This window comes from Streptomyces graminofaciens (genome assembly GCF_030294945.1).
Classification (GTDB): Bacteria; Actinomycetota; Actinomycetes; order Streptomycetales; family Streptomycetaceae; genus Streptomyces; species Streptomyces graminofaciens.
This window is the reverse complement of record NZ_AP018448.1, coordinates 10,895,358-10,917,914: the sequence shown is the minus strand read 5'-3', so window position 1 is coordinate 10,917,914 and position 22,557 is coordinate 10,895,358. Positions and strand designations below refer to the sequence as shown.

Sequence of the window (22,557 nt, the reverse complement as noted above, 5' to 3'; positions counted from 1 at the left end):
TCGTCAGCCGGTGGTCCACATGGTGTTCGAGGTCAGCTGGGCGGAGCCCTCCGGGAACTCCACCCCGCGCAGCTTGCTGTTGTACATGGCGATCGTGTCGGTGGCGGACACCGGCAGCGCGAGCGCCTTCCGCACGATCACATCGGTGAGATCCTTCGCCGTGGCGCCACTGGACTGCGGGTCCGCCTTGGCGAGCTTGGCGTACGCGGCATCGAAGTCCGGGTCGGTAGCGCCGAAGAGGTTCATGAGGCCCGTCTTGGTGAACGGCGCCTGCTGTGCGTAGAAGTTGGTGTCGCCACCCGAGCCCGGCGAGAGCACGGTGGCCGCGTACTTCTTCGTCAACAGGTCGTTGATCCAGCCACCGAAGTTGGCGGCGGCCCTCAGCTTGAGGGTCACACCCACCTTGCCGAGCTGGTCCTGCACGGCCTGGATCATCTTGGTCGTCGAGGGGTCGAACGACCCGTAGTTCACCGGGATGGTCAGTCCCTTCCCGTAGCCCGCCTCCTTCAGCAACTTCTTGGCCTTGGCCGGGTCGTAGGGGTACATCTTCTCGGCCGCGGGGCTGTAGCCGTCGTAACCGGGCATCGCGGGCTGAGAGAGCGGTGCGCCGAAGTCGCCGTAGACCGCCTTCGTGATGGCGGCACGGTCGATGGCGAAGTTCAGCGCCTGCCGGACCCGCTCGTCGCCCAGCCCCTTGACGACGGTGCCCTCGCGGTCCAGGAGGAACAGACCCGCCCAGGTGGTGGGCTTCTTGAGCGTCGTGATCGACTTGTCGCCAGCGAGCGTCGGCGCCACGTCCGGAGTGCCGTACATGAGGTCGATCTGCCCGGACTTCAGGGCCTGTGCCTGCGAGTTGACATTCGGCATCACCCGGACGGTGATCTTCTTGAAATGGATGGCGGACTTGTCGTAGAAGTTCTTGTTCGGCACATAGACGTAGTGGTCACCGGAGACCGACTGCTTGGCGCTGTACACGTACGGCCCGGCACCGAAGGTCGCGGAGGCCAGCTCCTTCGGGTTCTTCAGCCCCGCCGGGCTGATGATGGCGCCGCCCAGGAGCGCGGGCGTGAACAGCGCCCCCATGTCCGGGTTCGGCGTTGGGCTGCTGACCACCACGGTCGAAGTGTCCGGCGTGGAGAAGGTCAGGGGACGGAACCAGGTGCCGCCGGATCCACTGCCCTTCTGGAAGTACTTGATCGAGTTGACGACGTCGGTGGCGGTGATCGGCGTGCCGTCGGCGAACTTCACGCCCTTGCGCAGGTGGAGCTCGAACTTGGTGTTCCCCTTGCCGACGTAGCCCCACTTGTCGGCCAGCCCGGCACCCAGGGTGCCGTCGGCCTTGCGGGTCAGCAGCGTCGCGTAGGCGGGATCCACGTAGTTCAGGAAGGGCCCGACAGCGATCTGGGAGGGGTCCAGGCTGTTGGGCGCCGAGGACAGGGCGATGGTCAGGTTCACCGGGCCGGCGCCGCCGCTGGTGTTTCCGCCGCCGCAGGCGGCGAGCGCGAGCGCTGTCACCACGCCGAGGGAGGATTGGAGGGCGGTTCGTCTCTTCATCGAGATCTCCGTTGGGTCGGGAGGGGTGGGATGTGCGGCTGGGGAAAGCACGGTGAGGCCGGGGAGAACTGGGCGGACGACGTGGGACACGATGGGGCCACCGAGGTGGACGGACCGCGCGGCAGGTGTGGGACTGAGTGGCCTCTTGGAATGGGCGGAGCCATGAGGATCCGCCGCGGTTGAGGTGGGAATCCGGCGCGATAGCTGCTGGAGGTGACGTCGACGCAAAGGTGTCGCCTCCGGCGCGCGTCACTCCGGGGGTATCGGGTCGGCGCTTACACCTTTAAGCGAGAGTGCCCGTAAATTAACTGTGTCGCCTTCGTTGCGCAAGGGGTTCACGGAAGACGATCGCGGTGACGGCCTGGCGCGGGGCGAGCAGGAGTCCGGAGGCGGCAGGTGGACCGCTGCGACAGCGGCGCCGGTCAGGCGGACACTCGAACATGAACCCAAAGCGGTTCCTGGATGGGATCGGCGGAGACCTGCACACCGTCGAGGGCGTCGACGATACGGCAGACCAGGCCCCGCGCGATGGTGTCGGTGTCACGGACGATCGTGGTGAGCGGTGGCTGGGCCAGGGCCGCGCCGGGGATGTCGTCGACGCCGATCACGGCGAGATCCTGCGGCGCCCGCAGTCCCAGTGAACGCACGGCGGCCAGAACGGCCAGGGCGACAGCGTCGTTGTACGCACAGATACCCGACACCGGCGGATCGGCGGCGCGCCACGCCTTCACCGCCTCGACGGCACCGTCCGGATCGACGGGCACAGTCCGAACGTCCGGATCCGGGAGGCCGAGTCCGGCGCACACCTCGCGTACCCCGTCCAGTCGCGGACCGGCCAGGGCACCGAGACCAGCCACGTCCGGGTAGGCATAGCCGAGCCGGCGGTGCGCCTGGACGAGGTAGCGGGCCTGCGCCGTACCGATCGGTTCCTCCGACACGAGCGGAGACCGATGCCCGCTCCGTACCGGGCCGTGCACGGCCATGACGACCTCGATTCCCGCTGCCCGCATGAGGCCGGCCTCCGCCTCGGCCTCCGGGAACGCATCCAGCGCAAGAACCGCTGCAGGCGTCAAGGCTTTCCACACTTCGCGCAGTGGCCGGGCGGGGTGAGCCGCCGAGTGCACAAGAAAGGTCAGCTCATGCTGGGCCAAGGCGTCGGTCAGCTGCTGGACGAGTCGCCCGAGAACGTGCTCGATCGGCCAGTCGGGCAGCAGGCCGAGCACGATGTCCGAGCGCCCCCTGCGCAGCGAGCGCGCCGCGGCCGATGGCGCGTAGCCGAGCCGGGCGGCCGCTTCCCGCACCCTCCGCCGGGTGTCTTCGGGGATCTTCTGGCGTGGCGAGTCGTTGAGGACGTAACTCACTGTCGCGCGGGAGACCTTGGCCTCGCGCGCGACATCCGCACTGGTCACACGTTGCCGGTCGGATCTTCCGGACATTCATCGCCTCCCTCTGACAGGCCTCTTGCCAAAGCCCACTACTGCGGTTAACTTTCCCGATCAGCTTACCTACACGTTTAAGTAGCGCGATGAGAGTGACGTCGCGTACTTCCGCTCCTGGTCGGACCCGCCCCGTCAGGAATCCCCCGTCCCTGTTCGCCGGTGCTGAGCGAGGTGAGGCGCAGCCGCAGCACGCCAACCACCGCACACGCCCGCACTCGACACATCCCGAAAGGCATCCACGTGATCCGCCATCACGACTTCCGCTACGCCGGCATGACGCTGCGCTCCACGGTGCACATTCCCGAAGGGCTGACGGGAACCCGCTGGCCCACAGTGCTGTTCGTGCACGGTTTCACCTCCAACCGGCTCGAACTGCCGAACTTCGTCGCCATGTCCCGGCTGCTGGAGGCCCATGGCATCGCCTCCGTCCGGTTCGACCTCTCGGGCCACGGCGAGAGCGACGGCGACTTCTTCGACGTCACGATCACCGGCGAGATCGCAGAGACCCGCGCGGTGCTCCAAACGGTCCGGACCTTCGACTTCGTCGACCACGACCGGATCGGCCTGGTCGGGATGAGCATGGGCGGGGTGGTCGCCGGCATCGTCGCCGCCGAGGAACCGGGGATCAGCGCGCTGTGTCTGTGGTCGCCGGCCGCGGTCGCCCCTTTCGAGATCGGCAGCGGCTACCTCAAGGGCCGCAGGCTCGCTCCGGAGATCGCGGAGAAGGGTTACGTCGACACCGACGGGCACCGCATGAGCCTTGCGCTCGTCGAGGACATCGCTGGTCTCGACGTCTACGGGCGCTCGAGCGCTTACGCCGGCCCGGTCCACATCCTCCACGGCGACAAGGACGACATCGGCCCCATCGAGTACGTGCGCCGCTACCTGGACCACTACGACGGCAACGCGCACCTCGAGATCGTCGAGGGCGCGGACCACGCCTGGGGATCCGTGCCGCACCGCACCACGCTGCACCAGTCCACCCTGCGATTCTTCCGGGAGCACCTCACGTGATGAAAACGTCCAGCATCGAGGAACCCCACACCATGGACACCACGACTACGGTCATCGGACTGCACACCTCGGACGACTCCGGTCTCGTGGCCACCCCGTACCCGGAACCCCGTCTGTCATGGTCGCTGGCGAGCGAACGGCCGGGCGTCCTCCAGCACGCCTACGAGATCCAGGTGTCAGCCGACCGGTCCTTCGACGACCCTGCGTCCAGCGGAGAGGTCGAGTCCGGCCTGGTGACCGATCACCCGTGGCCGGCGCCTCCGCTGCGCAGTCGCGAGGTCCGCTACTGGCGCGCCCGTGTCCGCACCGACCTCGGGTGGACGGAGTGGAGCGGACCCGCCCAGGTGGAGGCCGCGCTGCTCGACGAGATGGATTGGACGGCCCGCCCCGTCCATGTCCCCAGTGACCGGGGCCGTACCTCCCCCGGCCCGGTGCCGCTGCTCCGCCGGGAGTTCGACCTTCCGGCGGAGCCGGTATCCGCGCGCCTGTATGTGACCTCGTTGGGCGTCCACCGCACCGCGGTCAACGGCCGCCCCGTCTCCGACGAGCTGCTGGAGCCGGGCTGGACGAGCTACCCCAACCGGCTGCTGTACGCCACCTACGACGTCACCGGCCTGCTCGTCCCCGGTCGCAACGCCCTTGCCGCCGCGGTCGGCGACGGCTGGTACCGGGGCCATCTCACCTGGCGCAAGAACCGCAACGTCTACGGCGATACATCGGCACTGCTCGCCCAGCTCGAAGTCACCCTGGCCGACGGCACCACCGTCACGGTCGCCACCGACGACCGATGGCGGGGCGGCTACGGCGACCTGCTGGCGGCGGACCTGTACGACGGCTGCGAGCGCGACCTCCGCCACGTACCCGACGGCTGGCAACTGCCCGGTTTCGACGACCGCGGCTGGGAGCAGGCCGCCGCACTCCACTTGCCCACCGGGCTGGCCCAGCGGGCCCACCCACCGGTGCGCGTCGTCCAAACCATCCGGCCCGAGCGACGAACCTTGCCCGACGGCACGATCGCCCTCGACGCGGGCGAGAACATCACCGGCTGGCTCAGATTCCGCGCGGACGGGCCGGCGGGAAGCACGGTGACCGTCCGGCACGCCGAAGTCCTCGACGAAGACGGACGCCTGTTGACCAGCATCCTGCGCGGCGCACGCGCCACCGACCAGTACACCCTGGCCGGCGGCACCGCCGAACTGGAGCCCGAGTTCACCTTCCACGGCTTCCGGTACGCCGAGATCGACGCCTCCCCCGGCGTCACCATCGAGGCAATCGAAGTCGACGTCATGGCCAGCGACCTGCGCCGGATCGGCGAGTTCCACTGTTCCGACGAGCGCGTGAACACGCTGTACGCCAACGTCGTACGCTCCCAGCGCGGCAACTTCCTCGCCGTCCCCACGGACTGCCCGCAACGCGACGAACGGCTCGGCTGGACCGGCGACATCATGGCTTTCGCCCCCACGGCCTGCACCAACTTCGACAGCCGCACTTTCCTGGACAGCTGGCTCACCGACCTCTCCATCGAGCAACGTCCCGACGGCGCGGTCCCCCTGGTGATTCCCGACGTGGACCTCGGCGACCTGCCGCCGACCGAGCTGCCGTTCGCCGGCACCGCCGCGGGCTGGGGCGACGCCGCCACCGTCGTGCCGACCGCCCTCTTCGACGCCTACGGCCGGCGCAGCCTGCTGCGTCGGCATTACGCGGCGATGCGCGCGTGGGTCGAGTTCACCGCCGGTCGGCTGGACAAGGACGGGACCTGGAGCGGCAACGCGCAACTCGGTGACTGGCTCGACCCGGCCGCCCCACCGGAGCACCCGGAGCGTGCCACCACCGACTCCGCCTATGTCGCCACCGTCTTCGTCGCCAACAGCGCCCGCCTGCTCGCCGACGCGGCCCGGGAACTGGGCCATGTCGAGGACGCCGACCGGTATGCGGCCCTGCACCGGCGCACCGCCGAAGCCGCATGGCGGAAGTGGGCATCCCACGCCCGGACCACCCAGACCGGATGCGCGCTGGCCCTCCAGTTCGGCATCGCGCCCACCGCCGAACGTGCCGCGGTGAGCGAGGACCTCGCCGCCTTGGTCCGCGCCAACGGCGGACGCATCGCCACCGGCTTCCTCGGCACACCGTTCGTGCTGCCCGCCCTCAGCGACACCGGTCATGTGGCCGAGGCGTACCAACTCCTACTCAACACCGAGTGCCCGGGCTGGCTCTATCAGGTCGCACGCGGCGCCACCACCATGTGGGAGCGATGGGACGCCATCCGCCCCGACGGCACCATCGACACCGAGAAGGCCGGCACGATGCTGTCGTTCAACCACTACGCCTACGGCGCCGTCGCTGCCTGGCTCTACCAATCCGTCGTCGGCCTGCGGGCGACGGCTCCGGGCTACCGCACCGTGGACATCGGTCCCCACCCCGGAGGCGGCCTCACCTCGGCGGACGCCTCGATCGTCACCCCGTACGGCACGGCAGCCGTCGCTTGGGCGATCAGCGGCAACACGCTGACGGTGGACATCTCGCTCCCGCCTGGCACGACCGGACGGTTCAGCGCACCCGAGGGATGGCGTTGCCCCACCGGAGGCGGCCGGCTCGGATCCGGCCGCCACCAACTGACCCTCCACGCCGGCTCATGACTCCGCACACCCAAGGAACGCGCACCATGGCCATCAGCCACGACCGCAGCGCCGCCGAGCCGAGTCTCGACGAGAAGACCACTCTGCTCTCGGGTCAGGACTTCTGGTCCACCAAGCCCTCCCCCCGGGCGGGGATCCCTTCGCTCGTCCTGAGCGACGGCCCGCACGGTGTCCGCCGCCAGCGCAAGGACGCCGGCAACCTCGGCCTGTACGACAGTGAGCCCGCTACCTGCTTCCCACCCGCGGTGGCGCTGGCCTCCAGCTGGGACCCCGAACTGGTCGGCCGGGTGGGTGAGGCGCTCGGCCGCGAGGCCCGGGCGCTGGGTGTGAACGTACTGCTCGGCCCGGGCGTCAACATCAAGCGCTCACCATTGTGCGGCCGCAACTTCGAGTACTTCTCCGAAGACCCGCTCCTCAGCGGCGTACTGGGCACGGCGCACGTCGTGGGTGTGCAGAACCAGGGCGTCGGCGCCTCGGTCAAGCACTTCGCGGCCAACAACCAGGAGACCGACCGGATGCAGGTCAGCGCCGACGTCGACGAGCGCACCCTGCGGGAGATCTACTTCCCGGCATTCGAACGGATCGTGGCCCAGGCACGCCCGGCGACCGTCATGTGCTCCTACAACAAGATCAACGGCACCTACGCCTCCGAGAGCCACTGGCTGCTCACCCAGGTACTACGGGAGGAGTGGGGCTTCGACGGACTTGTCGTCTCCGACTGGGGGGCGGTAGGGGACCGTGTCGCCGCGCTGCTGGCCGGCACCGACCTGGAGATGCCCGGCAACGGTCGCGGCACCGATGCGGAGGTCGCCGCCGCGGTGCGGTCCGGAGTTCTGGAAGAGGCCGTCGTCGACACCGCCGTCGCACGGCTCCGCGATGTGGCCGGGCGGGTCCATGCCGAGGCCCGTCCGCCCGCGGTTGACTTCGGGATGCACCACCGGCTGGCCCGCGAGGCCGCCGCCGACTGCCTGGTGCTGCTGAAGAACGAGAACCGGACGCTGCCGCTGGCTCCGACCGGCCGGGTCGCGGTCATCGGCGAGTTCGCCGCTGCCCTGCGCTATCAGGGGGGCGGAAGCTCCCATGTCAACGCCACACAGGTCGACAGCCCGGTGGACGAGCTGCGGGCTCTGCTGCCCGACGCCCAGGTCGACTTCGCCCAGGGGTACGACACCACGGGCCGCTCGGAAGCGGCACTACTGCGTGAAGAAGCCGTCGCGCTGGCCGCCGGGGCCGACACGGCCGTGCTCGTCGTCGGGCTGCGCGAGGCCGACGAGTCCGAGGGCTTCGACAGAGAGAACCTGCTCCTGCCGCCGGAGCAGATCGAGTTGATCCGCGCCGTGGCACGCGCCGCTCCGCGGACCGCCGTGGTGATCCTCAACGGCGGAGTGGTGTCCCTGGAGGACTGGCACGACGAGGTGGACGCGGTGGTCGAGGCCTGGCTGCCCGGCCAGGCCGGCGGCGGCGCCATCGCCGACGTGCTCACCGGCCGGATCAACCCCTCCGGCCGACTGGCCGAGACCATCCCGCTCCGGCTCCAGGACACCCCGTGCCACCTCAACTTCCCCGGTGAACAGGGGCACGTCCGCTACGGCGAAGGCGTGATGGTCGGCTACCGGTACTACGAGACCGCCGATGTCGCCGTCCGCCACCCGTTCGGCCACGGCCTGAGCTACACCACTTTCGCGCAGACCGGCTTCCAGGTCACCGTCGGCGGCCCGGACGCCGCCACGGTCAGCGTCACGGTCACCAACACCGGCGACCGCCACGGCAAGCACGTGGTACAGATCTACGTGACCCCGCCTCGGCGGACGGTCGGCAGCCCGGCCCGGGAACTGCGCGGCTTCACCAAGGTCGCGCTCGCCCCTGGCGAGAGCACCACCGTCGAGATCGCCCTGGACCGCCGCGCCTTCGCCTACTGGGACATCAGCCGTGACGACTGGACCGTAGCGCCCGGCGGGTACCAGGTGCATCTGGCCGACAACGCGCACGACGTCGTCGCCACCGCCGTCCTCGACCTGGCCGGGGACAGGCTCGTGCGGCCGCTCACCCTCGAATCCCCCGTTCGTGACTGGTTCGGCCACCCCTGGGTCGGCCCCGCGCTGACCTCCGCGATGCTTTCCGGGCTGACCGAGGAGGAGGCCGCCGCAGCGGCGGAGGGCAATGCCGACGCACTGCGCCTGCTGTCCTCCATGGCGATGCGCCAGTTCGTGGGTTTCCTGCCCAGACAACTGCCGGATGAGCTGCTGGAAGAGCTCATGGAGACGAGCACGGTGTCGCCGGAGCCTATCGACGACTGATCGCGCGCGGCCGCATGCTCGGCCGGTCCCCCCGTACCGCGGCCCGCTGCGCCCTGACACGCAGCGGGCCGCTTGCACTCCTCGCCGCACGGCCGCCAACGTCACCTGCCACCTGCCACCTGCCACCTGCCACCTGCCAGTTGGGCCGCACGGACCTCATCCGAGCCCTGCTGACGTTTTACGCCGCGACGGACGTGCTCATCTCCGACATCGTCCAGTTCCGCCACCTGGGGATCACCGGCCGGCTCTGAGGCCACCCGGTCCGGCTCCGGTCCGGTGTCGTGGGTCGCCCGCCCATCCGCGCGGAGGCCACTGTGAGACAGCGACGTCTGTCTCCTTGCGGAGTCTCACCCCGAAAGGACTTGCACCTGACGCTAGCGTGAGGTTTTAACGTAGGCGATGTCAGGGATCTCGCGGGCACCCCTGACGACGTACTCCTACGCGAAGGACTTTCCCCCACATGCAGATCGCCAATTCCGTCGCCCTCGTCACTGGTGCGAACCGCGGCCTCGGCCATCACTTCGTCACACAACTGCTGGAGCGGGGGGCTGCCAAGGTGTACGCCACCGCACGCAACCCCGAGAGCGTCAACCTGCCGGGAGCGGAGGTGCTCGGGCTCGACATCACACCGACCCGGCCTCCGTGGCGGCTGCGGCGGCAGCCGCCACGGACGTGACGCTGCTGGTGAACAACGCCGGCATCAACACCATGAACGATCTGGTCAACGGGGATCCGGACCAGATCGAACTGGAGATGAGCACCGCCTTTTACGGCCCGTTGCGCATGATCCGGGCCTTCGCTCCGATCCTGAAGGCGGTGGCGGCGGGGCGATCGTCAACGTCCTGTCGGCGGCCTCTTGGTTCCCTTCCGAGCACTGGGGCGCCTACCACGCGGCCAAAGCCGCTGCCTGGAGCCTGACCAACAGTGTCCGCCTCGAACTCTCCGGACAGAGCACCTTGGTCACCGGTGTGTATCTGGGGCCGACCGACACCGACATGGCACGGGGGCTGTCGTTCCCGTTCGAGCTGAACGACCCCGCCGACGTCATCAGGGCCGTGCTCGACGGAGTTGAGGCAGGGCAGTCCGAAGTCCTGGCCGACGCGATCTCCGCTCAGCTCAAAGCGAACCTCGCCCTCGACCCCGCCACGATCTACACCCCGAGCACGGCCACGGCCTGACCACCAACTGGCGCACCCCCGGGGTGCGACGCCACCAACCGGCGCCGGCCCCCTGCCCACAGAACGAGAGAAGGCATGTCACGGGCACCTTCATGACCTCGTCCAAGCCCAAAGCGCTGATCGTCATCCCGTCGGCCGCTGTTCTGCCGCTCACCGAACCGGCAGGCCACCCCGGCGTCCACCGGGTTCTACCTGGTAGATACGGCGCAGATCCTCAAGTAATTCGGCCACGCCCACGAGTTCACCTTCCCCACCCCCGGCGGGCTCGTTCCACAGCTCGAGATCAACGGTCTGGGCCTGCCGATGCACGCCAGTGCCAGGTCCGGCGCCGCAATGGTCTCGGCCACCACGGCATAGGCGTTCCGCTTCGCTGTCGACACCTTCCGTGCCGAGCGGCCGGAACTCGTCGCCCGCCGGGACAGTGAACTCGCCCTCTCTTGCCCCTACCTGGGCCGCCTGCCCGTGTCCGATGTGCTGCCGAACAGCGCCAAGGAGGTCGTGGTGCTGCGTGACGAGCTGATCAAGTCGATGCAGGACCTGCCGGAGCACACCTTCCCGTCCGTCGAGCAGCTCGCGCACAGGCACCGAGACCCCGAGGACTCCTTCGACCTGGGCGCCTTCGACTCCGGCGCGCGCGACGACGCTGACATTTGCCGTTACGACTGCCGGAGGCGCAGTGGAAGTTTCAACGACCCTATGGGTACTGACCATCGTGGGCCTTGCCGCCCTGATCGCGGTTGATTTCTTCATCGGCCGCAAGCCGCATGACGTCTCGATCAAGGAAGCCGGAATCTGGACGGTCGTCTGGATCACCCTGGCAGGCCTCTTCGGGTTCGGCCTGCTGATCTTCGGTGGCGGACAGGCCGGCGGCGAGTTCTTCGCCGGCTTCATCACCGAGAAGTCCCTCAGTGTCGACAACCTCTTCGTCTTCGTCCTGATCATGGCGAAGTTCGCGGTGCCGTCCCAGTACCAGCAGCGCGTGCTGATGGTCGGTGTCCTCATAGCCCTGGTGCTGCGGGCCATCTTCATCGCCGCGGGTGCCGCCGTCCTCGCCAGCTTCGCCTGGGTGTTCTACATCTTCGGCGCCTTCCTGATCTGGACCGCCTGGAAGCTCATCCAGGAGGCCCGGGCCGGCGACGAGGACGAGGAGTTCGAGGAGAACAAGCTGCTCAAGGCAGCCGAGCGCAGGTTCGGTGTCGCCGACCGCTACCACGGCACCAAGCTGTGGATCCAGGAGAACGGCAAGCGGGTCATGACCCCGATGCTGGTCGTGATGCTGGCCATCGGTACCACCGACGTGCTCTTCGCGCTCGACTCCATCCCTGCGATCTTCGGCCTGACGCAGGACCCGTACATAGTGTTCACGGCCAACGCCTTCGCCCTGATGGGTCTGCGGCAGCTGTACTTCCTCATCGGTGGCCTGCTGAAGAAGCTGGTCCACCTGAGCTACGGCCTGTCGATCATCCTGGGCTTCATCGGCGTCAAGCTGGTGCTGCACGCGCTGCACGAGTCCGGCGTCCACGTCCCCGAGATCAGCATTTCGGTCTCGCTCGGCGTGATCTGCTCGGTCCTGATCATCACCACGATCACCAGCCTGAGGGCATCCAAGAAGCAGGCGGCGCCCGAGGCGGCGCAGGAGAAGAGCGAAGGCGCTCCGAAGGACAATATCGACGTCTGACCACGTCGTACGTAGGAACACCGACACCGGGGGTGATGCCCGGCGAATTGCCGAGCTCCGCTCCCGGTACTTCGTTGTGTGCCTCCACCCCCGGCCTGGGACACCGCGGCCGGGGGTGGAGGCACCTGTGGACGCACCCATGAAGTTCGTGCAGATCATCGACTTCGAGACCGAGCGCATCGACGAGATGCGGGAGCTGGGCCACGAGACGGAACAGCGACTGGCAGGCCGCAGCGGCGGCCCCACGCGCCGTCTCGTCCTCAAGGACCGCAGCCTGTGCCGTTGACGACGTACGCAGGCCCGCAGGTGACGGCGCCCACGGTTCACGGGATGCTCTTGCGCGAGGCCCACTACCGGTGGTCGGCGCGCGGCCGGGGCCGGGGCCGCGCGAACGACGCCTATTCCCCTGGCCTGCCAGTGGTCCGGCGTGGCACGAGAGTGGGGGAAAGCGTGACCTGAACCGACGGCCGGCGACGATCGGTGATCCGTTCCAGTAGGAGGCGGACGGCGTTGCCACCCATCTCGTGCCCGGCCTGGTCGACGCTTGTCAGCGAGATCTGGCCGAGGGCGGCGAAGGTGGTGTTGTCGTAGCCGGCCACCGAGATGTCGCCGGGAACGGACAGCCCGGCCTCGGTGAACGCCTCGAGCACGCCCATGGCGACGATGTCTGCCCCGGCGAAGACAGCCGTGGACCTACGAGGACGGGCCAGCAGCTCTTTGGCACCCTGGTAGCCGCCTTCCTGGGTGTAGGTGGCGGAGACCACGTCGATCCACTCCGCCAGCCCGTGCGCCCGCATCGCCTGCCGGTATCCGTCGGCGCGCCGGGCGTTGGGCATCTCCGCGAGGCGCGTCGGGTCGGTCTCGTGATGCTCGATGTGGGCGATCCGGCGGTGCCCGAGTCGGGCGAGGTGGCCGACGACCAGGGCCGCGCCCTCGTAGTCCTCGTCGGCCACGGTGTCGTACGCAGGCGAGGCCCCTTGCCGGCCGACGACGACCGTCGGCACCGAGGCGGCCACCCTCTCCAGATGGGCGCGCGACGACACGGGTGCGACCAGGATGATGCCGTCCATGCCGCGGTCGATCATCGCCTCGGTGACGCGGGCTTCAGCCTGTTCGCCGTTGCAGCCCGGTCCCAGGAACACCTGGTACTCGGTGTCCTCCAGGGAGGCGGTGATGCCGTCGAGGATCTCGGGGAAGAACGGGTTGCGGATGTCGGGCAGCATCACGCCGATGGTGTAGGTCTGCCCGCGCAGGCCTCTGGCACCCGCGTGCGGCCGGTAGCCGAGCTCGTCTATCGACCGGCGCACCTTGGCACGCATCTCCGGGCTGGCCCCGTAGGCGTTGCGCAGCACCTTCGACACGGCAGTGGTGGACACCTGGGCGTGACGGGCGACGTCGATGATGGTGACCCTGCGGGGTGGTACTGGCAGCCCCATTCGCTCCTTGCCTCTCCGGGAAACGTTGCGGCCGAGTGTAGGGCCGCCGGGCGCGAGAGGATCCCGCAGCTCAGAGGGCGCCTCGTAGCCCTTCGTTGTGACACAAACGCAACTTGCGCGGCATCTTGACGGCACGCGGGGCGCTCTCTAGGGTCCGGCTACACCCTTTGGGAAACGTTACCCACCCACCCTCACAGGTCGGCTCGACCCGGCAGCGGATCACCCCACCCCCAGACGAAGAGGCCGACCGGCGCCTTCCACGCAACGGCGGCCGAAGGAACTGATCAGCAAGCGTTGAAACGTTTCAAGAAAGTTGGTTCGCCGGTGACCCTCGCTCCGCACGAGCAACTTAAGGGCCACGACCGGCCCCTGGACGCGAAGCGTGTGCCGCGCATCCGGCAGGCGCGTACCACCCCACCATGGTGGTTCGCACTGCCTGCGCTGCTGCTGTTCGCCTTCGTGGTCCTGGTGCCGAGCGCCCGCGGTGTCTACTACGCCTTCACCGACTGGGACGGCCTCGATCCCCACTTCTCCTTCGTCGGCCTGGACAACTTCTCCGACATGCTGCGCGATGCCGACGCGACGCAGGCCCTCTGGCACACGCTGCTGATCGCCGTCGCGATCACCGTGATTCAGAACGCGGTGGGGCTGGTCCTGGCCCTGGGCGTCAACTCGGCCATCAAGTCCCGCAACATGCTGCGGGTGTTCCTGTTCGCCCCGGCCGTGATCACCCCGATCGTGACCGCCTACCTTTGGCGCAACCTGCTCGGACCCGACGGCGCGGTCAACAGCATGCTGGGCGCGATCGGACTGAACGGCTGGGAGCAGGACTGGCTCGGGGATCCCGATCTCGCGCTCTGGGCGATCGTCGGAGTGATCGTGTGGCAGTTCGCCGGCTACTCCATGGTCATCTTCCTGGCCGGACTCCAGTCCGTGCCCAGGGAGATCCACGAGGCCGCGGCCATCGACGGAGCCGGCCCCGTACGGCGCTTCTGGTCGGTGACCCGCCCGTTGCTGGCACCGGCCTTCACCATCAATCTCATGCTGTCGATCATCGGCGGCATCAAACTCTTCGACCAGGTCTACGCGCTGACCGGCGGCGGACCGGGGCACGCGACCGACACCCTCTCCACTCTGATCTACAAAGACGCCTTCACTCTGGGCGAGTTCGGCTACAGCATCGCCCTCGCAGTAGTGCTGACGATCATCGTGGCGGTCGTCTCCACCGGCCAGTACCTCATGCTGTCCCGCAACGAGAGGGCCACTTCGTGAACCGCTACCGCCGCCGCACCCTCGCCCTCGAACTGGCGATGATCGCCGGCGCTCTGTTCGTCGCCTTCCCTGTGTACGTCCTGGTCAACCTCGCTGTGCGACCGACGGCCGACACCTCCTCTCCCATCAGCCCGACCACCTCACCCACCCTCGACAACTTCGCCCAGGCCTGGCAGCAGGGCGCGCTGGGCGGGGCGCTGGCAAACAGCGTTCTGGTGACGATGTGCAGCGTCGTCATCGTGCTGGCCGTATCGTCGCTCGCGGCCTACCCGCTGGCCCGCGTGACGGCCCACTGGGCGAGGGGAACGTACCTGCTCGTCCTCCTGGGCCTGGCGCTGCCCTTCCAACTCGCCTCGCTGCCCCTGTACCAGACCATGCGCGACCTCGGCCTGCTCGGCGCCCCGTGGGCACTGGTTCTCTTCTACTCCGGCCTGCAGGTGCCGTTCACCGTCTTCCTCTACGTCGGCTTCCTGCGCGCGCTGCCCCGCGACTTCGAGGACGCCGCCCTGATCGACGGATGCACCCCACTGCAGGGCTTCCGATACGTGGTGCTGCCGATGCTCAAACCCGTCACGGCCACCGCCCTGGTGCTCAACGCCGTCGCCGTGTGGAACGACTTCTTCACCCCACTGCTGTACCTCAGCGGCAGCGCCCAGCAGACCTTGCCGGTCGCGATCGCCGGTTTCGTCGGTCAGTACGTCACCGACTGGAATCTCATCTTCGCCGCACTGGTGATCAGCATCCTGCCCGTCCTGGTCGTCTACTTCCTGCTGCAGCGCAGCATCATCAGCGGCTTCGCGGGAGGGCTGAAGGGATGACGACCCTCGCCTTCTTCTCAAGGGAGACATCATGAACACACGCACACCTGTGGCCCTGATCGCCACGATGACGGCCGCCGCCCTCCTTGCCGCCTGCAGCGGCGGCACCAGCGCTGGTTCAGGCGGAGGCTCGGGCGGATCCAAGACCCTCACGCTCGCGTCGCAGGACCAGGGCTCCATCGATGCCGTCGTCAAGGCGTTCGAGAAGGCCAACCCGGGCGTCAAGGTCCGCTACACCGTCACCGGCACCGATCAGTACCAGCAGCAGATCCGAACCCAGCTGAGCTCGGGCACGGCACCGGACGTGATGTCGGTCTGGCCCGGCAACGGGAACGCTGCGGCCACTCAGGTCCTGGCCAAACCCGGCTATCTGCTCGACCTCTCGGACCAGCCCTGGGTCGCGAAACTGCCCGACGCGGTCAGGGACATGACCGAGTACGAGAACAAGACCTACACCGCGCTCTTCGGGCTCAACGGCATCGGCGCCATATACAACACCCAGGCGATGGAGAAGGCCGGCCTCACCCCGCCGGACACCTGGACCGATCTGCTGGCCTTCTGCCGGGCGGCGAAGGCCAAGGGCACCCCCGCCTTCGCGCTGGGCATTCAGGACGGCTGGGTCGACCAGCTCGTCCAGTACGCACTGGTCGCCACGACCGTGTACGGCCAAGACCGCGACTTCGACAAGAAGATGCAGGCAGGCCAGGCCACCTTCGCCAAGTCGCCGTGGACCACCGCCCTCGACAAATACCTGACGATGGAGAAGACCGGCTGCTTCCAGAAGAAGCCGCTGGGCACCAGCTACGAAGCCAGCCAGCAACTCGCCGCCACCGGCAAGACCCTCGGCATCGTGCAGGGCAACTGGGTAGTCACCCTGCTCAAGCAGAAGAACCCGAAGGCCACCTTCACCCTGAAGGCACTACCCGCCACCGACAACCCGTCCGAGACCCTCATGCCGGCCGGGGCGGGCGCCGGCTACGCGATCAACGCGAAGGCGAAGAACAAGGAACTCGCCCTGAAGTTCGTGAACTTCGTGATGTCGCCCGAGGGCATGAACACGTTCGTCAAGAAGCAGGGCAGTCTGCCCACCCTGCCCGACACGGGCTTCGCGGCGGACCCGTCCCTGGCCGAGGTGACGAAATTCGTCGAGGCGGACCGGACCGTGCCGTTCATGGACCAGCTGTGGCCCAGCGCCAAGGTCGGACAGACCCTGGTCAGCGGCATCCAGGAGATCTTCAGCGGCCAGTCCACCCCCGGGAAACTCCTCGACGAGATGGACACCCACTACAAGGCCGGAAGCTGACCATTGCCTGTGTCCCCAGCGAAGTGTCGAGTCGTAGACAGGTGGTCGCCACCGTGGCCGTGCCGACCGGCGGTGCCGCTGTCGAAACAACGACACGTGCCGGGCCCGGCCCAGCGCGTTGCCGGTGACGACGTCCTTGCGGCCGTTACGCACGAAGGCCGATGCCATCATCGGGGAGCCGAGCATCCACTGCACGGAGGGCGGGACTTCGCACCCTTGCGGCGAGCGGGCCGGGGGGCTCGGGCCGGGCGGCAACGCGCACGTCGAGATCGTCGAGGGCACGGACCACTCCTGGGGAGTGGTCGCACACCGCACCGCGCTGCACCGATCTACGCTGCGACTCCTCCGGAGGCACCTGCCGCGATGAACCGGCGGGTCCGGTCCACACCGACCTCGGCTGGACGGAGTGGAGTGAACCCGCCCGAGTGGAAGCCTCCCTGCTCGACGACGCGCATCGGACGGCTCGCCCCGTCCACCTGCCCAATGACCGGGGCCGAACCTCCCCCGGCCCCGTGCCGCTGCTCCGCCGGGAGTTCAACCTCCCGGCGGAGCCTGCATCCGCGCGCCTGTACGTCACCTCACTCGGCGTCCACCGCACCACGATCAACGGCCGGCCCGTCTCCGACCAACTGCTGAACCAGGCTGGACCAGCTACCCCAACCGGCTGCAACTGCCCTCATACGCACTTGACTTGAATCCAGGGAAGGCGTCTGGTACCTGTTACGGCGCGGCCCACTCGCCAATGTCGCCTTCACCGACGACAACCACCTTGAGCGCACCCTTCACCGCGGCCTGCGCCACGTTCATCTCCGCCGTGATCTGATCGATGGCTGCCTTGCCGGCACCGGATTCACTCTCGCCCAGCGGCCGACAACAACCCGAAGAACTCGGTAGCACCATGCCGGTTCCGACCGTCGAGACCGACGCAGACAACGCGTACGGCCACTGCGACGACCGCCCATCGACATGAACGCGAGCACTGTGGGTGCAGGATGCGCTGGCGACGGAGTGCGGATGGAGTCCAGGCAGCCACTCCTCAGGCGCGATGAGACTCCCAGCATTCCTACGCCCGAAGGCCTTGGCCGGCTGCCGGGGCGCATGTCCCCGGAAGCAGGGGCTGTGTCGTACAAGGCGCTCGCCCACAGCCCGCCGCGGCGTCGTGATGAAGCCGAAACGAATCCATGCCATGAGGCCACAGCGATGAACAGCCCACATGGCGACGGCCGGATCGTGTTCCCCGGGGACTTCGTGTTCGGCACGGCCACCAGCGCGTTCCAGATCGAGGGAGCCTGGGACGAGGACGGGAAAGGCCCGTCGATCTGGGACACCTTCGGGCACACCCCGGGCAAGGTGCACCTGGACATCCCCGGCGACGTCGCCGTCGACCACTACCACCGGTTCCGCGAGGACGTCGCCCTGATGCGCGACCTCGGAGTCGATTCCTACCGTCTCTCGCTGAGCTGGTCCCGGCTGCTCCCCGAGGGAACCGGTGCCGTGAACCGCGCCGGCATCGACTTCTACCACCGCCTCCTCGACGAACAGGACGCGGCCGGGATCTCCCCCAACGTCACGCTCTACCACTGGGACCTGCCCCAGGCACTCGAGGACCGCGGCGGCTGGGGCAACCGCGACGTGGCGAAATGGTTCCGTGACTACGCCGCCTTGGCGTTCGAGGAGTTCGGCGAGCGGGTGCCCCACTGGGTAACTCTCAACGAGCCCATCGCCATCTGGGTCGGCTACGGCATGGGCATGTTCGCGCCCGGCCGCCGGTCGCCATGGCGCAAGCCCACTGACTGCGGCCGGCAGATCGGGACGGTAGACCCACCCGACTTGCATCTGACGTTAGCGTCAGGTTTTAGCGTGGTGGGTGTTGATGCTCCGCAGATCACCGCGGACATCGCTTCCCTGGATCAAAGATCTCCTGCGCCTGCCGCGAGCAGGTGCGGCTAACCGAAGGAAGACTCATGCGCGCAGTCGTTTACCGTTCGCTCGGCAGTCCGGACGTCGTCGAGGTCGCCGATGTCGACAAGCCTGTCCCGGGCCTGAGTGAGATTCGCATCAAGGTCCAGGCGGCCACGCTCAACCCGACTGATGCGGCGGCCTGGAGCGGGGGCTACTTCCCGGCTCCGCCGGAGGGGGCCGCCTATGGCCTCGGCTGGGAGGTCGCCGGTGTTGTCGACGCCGTCGGCCCGGGTATCCACTGGACGCCCGGACAGGCGGTCATCGCGTTCAGCCACGGCGTGCCCCTGGGATTGAACCGGGGGCAGGCCGAGTACATCGTGGTTCCTTCCCAGGCTGTCGCCGCGGCGCCCGCGGGTGTCGACCCGGCCCACGCCGCCACCATCCCCCTCAACGGCCTGACCGCGGCCCAGTCCGTCGAACTGCTCGGTATCCAGGCGGGACAGACCGTGCTCATCACCGGTGCGGAGGGGGCCGTCGGCGGCTACGCGGTGCAGCTGGCCAAGCGCCGGGGAGCTGTGGTCATTGCGAATGACCTCTCGCCCGACGGCGAATTCGCGACCCAGGTAGCGGGGGCCGACGTGTATCTGCCGGCGTCGCAACCGCTGGTCGAGGCCGTCCGCAAGGTGCGCCCAGAAGGGGTCGACGCCGTTCTGGACACGGCCATGCTGGGGCAGGCCGTCATCGGGGCGGTGGCGGACGGCGGCAGGTTCGTGACCACACGGATTGACGCCCTGCCTCAGACCGAGCGGGACATCCGGGTTCTGCTGACGCAAGTCGGCCCGGACGGAGCGATGCTTTCGACACTTTCCGATCTGGCCGCGGCCGGAGACCTGGCGCTGCGCGTGGCCGAGACCTATCCGCTGCAGGACGCCTCAAAGGCCTACGCGCACATGACCAGGGGCGGGTTCCAGGGACGTGTCGTCCTCACCATGGAGTGAGCGCGAGGCCCTTTCGTACGGCTGTGACGCGAAAAGGCCGGAGCGGCGACTGATCGCCGATCCGCCGGTCGCGCCGTAAACGGCGACCGTGCACGTAGCGGACGAGACGTCGGCGGCTACAGCCCGAGGCGAGGTGGGTCGCCGAGGCGGCCTGCCGCACATGGCTTGTGCGCGATGTACAGCAGGCCGCATCAGGCGGTATCGGGGAGACCTGCACGTACGGGGTGGCAGTGGTGGGGGTGGTTGGGGTCCGTCGCCACCGCGATGATCTCGTCGAGGCGGGCACGCACTTCCGTCAGGTCGTTGATCTGGCGGTCGATGCGGGCCCGTTCAGCGATGATGCTCTCGACGAACCCGTAGGTCACGGGGCCCTCGTTCATACACCGCGGCAGGACCTCGCGAACGAGCTTGCTCGACAGACCGGCGGCGTACAGCTGCTGGATCATCCTGACCCGCTCGACCGCGCCGTCCGGGTACTGCCGCTGCCCGCCGCTGGTACGCGTGGAGCCGAGCAGACCCTGCTCTTCGTAGTAGCGCAGCGCCCGAACGCTCACCCCCGCCTGTTCGGCCACCTCTCCGATCCGCATTGCCGCTCCTTTACCGGTTTCGCGTCATGTCAGAGTTACATCTGACGTTGGTGAGAGGTTTTAGCGTAGCTGATGGCGAAATCACGAACCTCCTGTCTCCTCCGGTGGACAGCGTGCTGAGTCCCTGGTGGTCAGGCGGGTCAAAAGGGTGACCTGACGTATGCCAGGGATGGGGAAGTGGGTTCCGGACGATCGGCAACCGCTCTCCCACCGCCGATTGGTCCTCCCCACCACCTCGCCAACGCCACCCGCGAAGTGCTTCCGCCAGCGTTGGCATCAGGGAGATCAGTCGCGCGGCAGGAGGATGCGCAGGGGTGCGGCATGCTCGTCGCTGGCGTGGGGGCCAGTTACTGGTGAGCAATCGGACGCCTTCCTCCCAGACAACCTTGTCCTCGGAGTCGCGGTGCCTGTGCACGAGCTGCTCGACGGACGGGTAGGTGTGCTCCGGCAGGTCCTGCATCGACTTGATCAGTTCGTCACGCAGCAGCACGACTTCCTTGTCGCTGTTGGGCAGCGCCTCGGAGACGGGCAGGCGGCCCAGGTAGCGGCGAGCGAGGGCGAGTTCGCTGTCCCGGCGGGCGACGAGTTCGGGCCGTCTGGTATAGAACACGCCGACATCGAACCGGAACGCCTGTGCCGCGGTGGCCGAGACCCGTGCGGAACCGTACTTGGCCCCGGCGTGCATCGTCAGGCTCAGGCCGTTGATCTCGAGCTGCGGGACATGCCCGCCGAGGGCAGCGAAGGTGAAGTCGTACTCGTCGCCGAATTTCCTTGAGATCTGCGCCATCTCGACCAGGTAGAACCCGGTCGAGACGCCGGGGTGGCCTGCCGGTTCGGTGAGCGGCACGAGAGCAGCCGACGGGATGACGATCAGCGCTTCAGGGGCTTGGACGAGGTAGTGGGGGCGTCCATGGCATGCCTTCTCTCGCTCTGCGGGCAGGAGGGCGCTGGTTGGTGGCGACGCGCCCCGCGGTGCGCCAACCGGTGGTCAGGTAGTGGTCGAGCTCGGGGTGTAGATCGTGGCGGGGTCGAGGGCGAGCTGTGCTTTGACCTGTGCGGAGAGCGGGTCGGCTATGACTTCGGACTGGTTCGCCTCGACCCCGTCGAGTGCGGCCCTGACGACGTCGGCGGGGTCGTTCAATTCGAACGGGAACGACAGTCCCCCGGGCCTGGTCGGTGTCGGTCGGCCCCATATATACGCCGGCCACCAGTGTGTTCTGGCCGGAGAGTTCGAGGCGGACACTGTTGGTCAGGCTCCAGGCAGCAGCCTTGGTCGCGTGGTAGGCGCCCCAGCGCTCGGAAGGGAACCAGGACGCCGCCGACAGGACGTTGACGATCGCCCCGCCGCCACCCGCCTTCAGGATCGGAGCGAAGGCCCGGATCATGCGCAACGGACCGTAGTAGGCGGTGTTCATCTCCGTGCTGCCTCACGGTGGCCCCCGCGCCGTCGTGTGGGTGGGCGGAGGGCGACCGGCGGCTGAGCCGGATCACCAACGCCCGCCCCATCAAGGGGCGTTCGACCACGCGGCGCACATACCGGGAGTGCACGCGACGTCCCGGCCAGCCGCAGTCCGGACAGGCCGGCGGCTGCCCACACGACGACGCCTCCACAGCGTCTCTCTCCTCTGTGGCGTGCACCGCCGTGACACGCACATCGATCCCGGGAAACAGCACGTCCTCGACCGCAGCAGCCCCCATACCAGGGCAATCCACACGAGAAACGTTCCCGCAGTCGTACGCCGACCTGGGGATTCACGGAATCGCGGCCTGAACCAATTGCATGAACGCTCACAGGCAGCAGGGACCACATCAGCGGCCGGCGGTCCTCCAGGAGGACGGCCTGGTGGTGAGGCATCGGGATGCGCAGGGGAGGCAGCGCAGCTACGACTTCGGCACGTTCCCCGTCCCCGAGGCGTTCCAGCGGTCGCTCGCCGCACTGTTCGCCGCGAAGTGCGCCCCGGGCGGCGGCTGGGACAGCGTCGAGTCCAGCGAGGCGAGCTGGTACGTCACGCGCCCGTTCGCGGAGTTCGTCAGCGAGCAGGACGAGGTGCCCTTGGACGTGGACCGGCTGACGGCCGGGCACTGGCAGGCGTGGCGACTGAGCCTGCCGCCGCCCTCGACCGGGTACACCAAATACTCCACCGTGTCCGCGCTGCTGCAGCTGGATGCCCGGCCGGCGCGGCCGGTGCGGGAGGCGATGGCCCGCGGTTCGCCTGGACTTCGGTCCGCGAACTGGCCTACTCCCCGGAGGAGTTCGGTCAGATCCGGCTGGCGGCGCGGCAGACGCTCCGTGCGGCGCTGCTGCGGATCCGGGAGAACACCGCCCACCTGGCCGCCTGGCCGCCTGGCGCCGGAACGCGTCCACAACCAACGAGCGAACGAAACCTGCATCCGCAGTCCGGGCCGCTTCCGCCGACCATTCTTGATCTTGCTCCGGGGCAAGGT

19 protein-coding genes and 3 pseudogenes are annotated in these 22,557 nt (G+C 68.3%); 13 read left to right on the top strand and 9 right to left on the bottom strand.

Annotation, left to right across the window (positions count from 1 at the left end; all coding sequences use genetic code 11):
- Window positions 1-3 precede the first annotated feature (3 nt).
- Both SGFS_RS48200 and SGFS_RS48195 read right to left on the bottom strand, forming a co-directional pair.
- Window positions 4-1,554, bottom strand: coding sequence for an ABC transporter substrate-binding protein (locus SGFS_RS48200; protein WP_286259045.1), 1,551 nt, complete (start codon window positions 1,552-1,554; stop codon window positions 4-6).
- 422 nt (window positions 1,555-1,976) lie between these two features.
- A complete protein-coding gene (locus SGFS_RS48195; protein WP_286259043.1) occupies window positions 1,977-2,990 on the bottom strand; it encodes a LacI family DNA-binding transcriptional regulator in 1,014 nt (337 codons plus the stop codon).
- Between the two features lie 243 nt (window positions 2,991-3,233).
- Between SGFS_RS48195 and SGFS_RS48190 the strand changes: the two genes are divergently transcribed.
- The 4 genes and pseudogenes from SGFS_RS48190 (at window position 3,234) to SGFS_RS48175 (ending at window position 10,118) form a co-directional block, all read left to right on the top strand.
- Entirely contained in the window at window positions 3,234-4,007 is a 774-nt protein-coding gene (locus SGFS_RS48190) for an alpha/beta hydrolase (RefSeq protein ID WP_286259041.1), read from the top strand.
- 32 nt (window positions 4,008-4,039) lie between these two features.
- Complete coding sequence (locus SGFS_RS48185) at window positions 4,040-6,643, top strand: alpha-L-rhamnosidase (RefSeq protein WP_286259040.1); 2,604 nt, start codon at window positions 4,040-4,042, stop codon at window positions 6,641-6,643.
- A 26-nt stretch (window positions 6,644-6,669) separates the two neighbouring features.
- The gene (locus tag SGFS_RS48180) at window positions 6,670-8,940 is read left to right on the top strand and encodes a glycoside hydrolase family 3 C-terminal domain-containing protein (protein ID WP_286259039.1); all 2,271 of its coding nucleotides are present in this window, start codon (window positions 6,670-6,672) and stop codon (window positions 8,938-8,940) included.
- Between the two features lie 460 nt (window positions 8,941-9,400).
- Window positions 9,401-10,118 (top strand): annotated as a pseudogene (locus tag SGFS_RS48175) (SDR family oxidoreductase).
- A gap of 150 nt (window positions 10,119-10,268) precedes the next feature.
- Here the strand turns inward: SGFS_RS48175 and SGFS_RS48170 are convergent.
- On the bottom strand, window positions 10,269-10,703 hold the full coding sequence (locus SGFS_RS48170; protein WP_286259038.1) for a hypothetical protein: 435 nt from the start codon (window positions 10,701-10,703) through the stop codon (window positions 10,269-10,271).
- A 91-nt stretch (window positions 10,704-10,794) separates the two neighbouring features.
- Here SGFS_RS48170 and SGFS_RS48165 point away from each other — a divergent pair, with 91 nt between their 5' ends.
- Both SGFS_RS48165 and SGFS_RS48160 read left to right on the top strand, forming a co-directional pair.
- Window positions 10,795-11,796 carry a TerC family protein gene (locus tag SGFS_RS48165; RefSeq protein WP_286259037.1) on the top strand — a complete coding sequence of 334 codons (1,002 nt, stop codon included), beginning with the start codon at window positions 10,795-10,797 and terminating at the stop codon, window positions 11,794-11,796.
- 127 nt (window positions 11,797-11,923) lie between these two features.
- Complete coding sequence (locus SGFS_RS48160; protein ID WP_286260480.1) at window positions 11,924-12,082, top strand: hypothetical protein; 159 nt, start codon at window positions 11,924-11,926, stop codon at window positions 12,080-12,082.
- 112 nt (window positions 12,083-12,194) lie between these two features.
- On the opposite strand, the gene SGFS_RS48155 is transcribed toward SGFS_RS48160, so the two are convergent.
- Window positions 12,195-13,232, bottom strand: coding sequence for a LacI family DNA-binding transcriptional regulator (locus SGFS_RS48155; RefSeq protein ID WP_286259036.1), 1,038 nt, complete (start codon window positions 13,230-13,232; stop codon window positions 12,195-12,197).
- 324 nt (window positions 13,233-13,556) lie between these two features.
- On the opposite strand from SGFS_RS48155, the gene SGFS_RS48150 reads away from it, so the two are divergent.
- From SGFS_RS48150 to SGFS_RS48120, 7 genes and pseudogenes are all read left to right on the top strand, one after another.
- Window positions 13,557-14,504: a carbohydrate ABC transporter permease gene (locus SGFS_RS48150; protein ID WP_286259035.1), complete on the top strand. Its 948-nt coding sequence runs from the start codon at window positions 13,557-13,559 to the stop codon at window positions 14,502-14,504.
- Window positions 14,501-15,322 carry a carbohydrate ABC transporter permease gene (locus SGFS_RS48145; protein WP_286259033.1) on the top strand — a complete coding sequence of 274 codons (822 nt, stop codon included), beginning with the start codon at window positions 14,501-14,503 and terminating at the stop codon, window positions 15,320-15,322. Before SGFS_RS48150 ends, SGFS_RS48145 begins: the two co-directional genes overlap by 4 nt.
- Before the next feature lie 31 nt (window positions 15,323-15,353).
- Window positions 15,354-16,625: an extracellular solute-binding protein gene (locus SGFS_RS48140; protein WP_286259031.1), complete on the top strand. Its 1,272-nt coding sequence runs from the start codon at window positions 15,354-15,356 to the stop codon at window positions 16,623-16,625.
- A gap of 161 nt (window positions 16,626-16,786) precedes the next feature.
- The gene (locus SGFS_RS48135; RefSeq protein ID WP_286259029.1) at window positions 16,787-17,320 is read left to right on the top strand and encodes an alpha-L-rhamnosidase N-terminal domain-containing protein; all 534 of its coding nucleotides are present in this window, start codon (window positions 16,787-16,789) and stop codon (window positions 17,318-17,320) included.
- Window positions 17,290-17,519 (top strand): annotated as a pseudogene (locus tag SGFS_RS51940) (IS630 family transposase); the annotation flags it as partial. The gene SGFS_RS48135 and the pseudogene SGFS_RS51940, both read left to right, overlap by 31 nt.
- A gap of 306 nt (window positions 17,520-17,825) precedes the next feature.
- Entirely contained in the window at window positions 17,826-18,575 is a 750-nt protein-coding gene (locus SGFS_RS48125) for a glycoside hydrolase family 1 protein (RefSeq protein ID WP_286259028.1), read from the top strand.
- Window positions 18,576-18,589: 14 nt separating this feature from the next.
- Window positions 18,590-19,525 (top strand): NADP-dependent oxidoreductase, encoded by a 936-nt coding sequence (locus SGFS_RS48120; protein ID WP_286259027.1) that lies wholly within the window; start codon window positions 18,590-18,592, stop codon window positions 19,523-19,525.
- A 191-nt stretch (window positions 19,526-19,716) separates the two neighbouring features.
- Here the strand turns inward: SGFS_RS48120 and SGFS_RS48115 are convergent, their stop codons facing one another.
- The 5 genes and pseudogenes from SGFS_RS48115 to SGFS_RS48100 form a co-directional block, all read right to left on the bottom strand.
- Window positions 19,717-20,112: a MerR family transcriptional regulator gene (locus SGFS_RS48115; protein WP_286259026.1), complete on the bottom strand. Its 396-nt coding sequence runs from the start codon at window positions 20,110-20,112 to the stop codon at window positions 19,717-19,719.
- Window positions 20,113-20,122: 10 nt separating this feature from the next.
- Window positions 20,123-20,959 carry a hypothetical protein gene (locus SGFS_RS48110; protein ID WP_286259025.1) on the bottom strand — a complete coding sequence of 279 codons (837 nt, stop codon included), beginning with the start codon at window positions 20,957-20,959 and terminating at the stop codon, window positions 20,123-20,125.
- Window positions 20,960-21,100: 141 nt separating this feature from the next.
- Window positions 21,101-21,253, bottom strand: a complete 153-nt coding sequence (locus tag SGFS_RS48105; RefSeq protein WP_286259024.1) for a hypothetical protein — start codon at window positions 21,251-21,253, stop codon at window positions 21,101-21,103.
- Window positions 21,254-21,290: 37 nt separating this feature from the next.
- Window positions 21,291-21,527, bottom strand: a pseudogene (locus tag SGFS_RS51585) (SDR family NAD(P)-dependent oxidoreductase); the annotation flags it as partial.
- A gap of 466 nt (window positions 21,528-21,993) precedes the next feature.
- On the bottom strand, window positions 21,994-22,440 hold the full coding sequence (locus SGFS_RS48100; RefSeq protein ID WP_286259023.1) for a hypothetical protein: 447 nt from the start codon (window positions 22,438-22,440) through the stop codon (window positions 21,994-21,996).
- Between the last annotated feature and the right edge of the window lie 117 nt (window positions 22,441-22,557).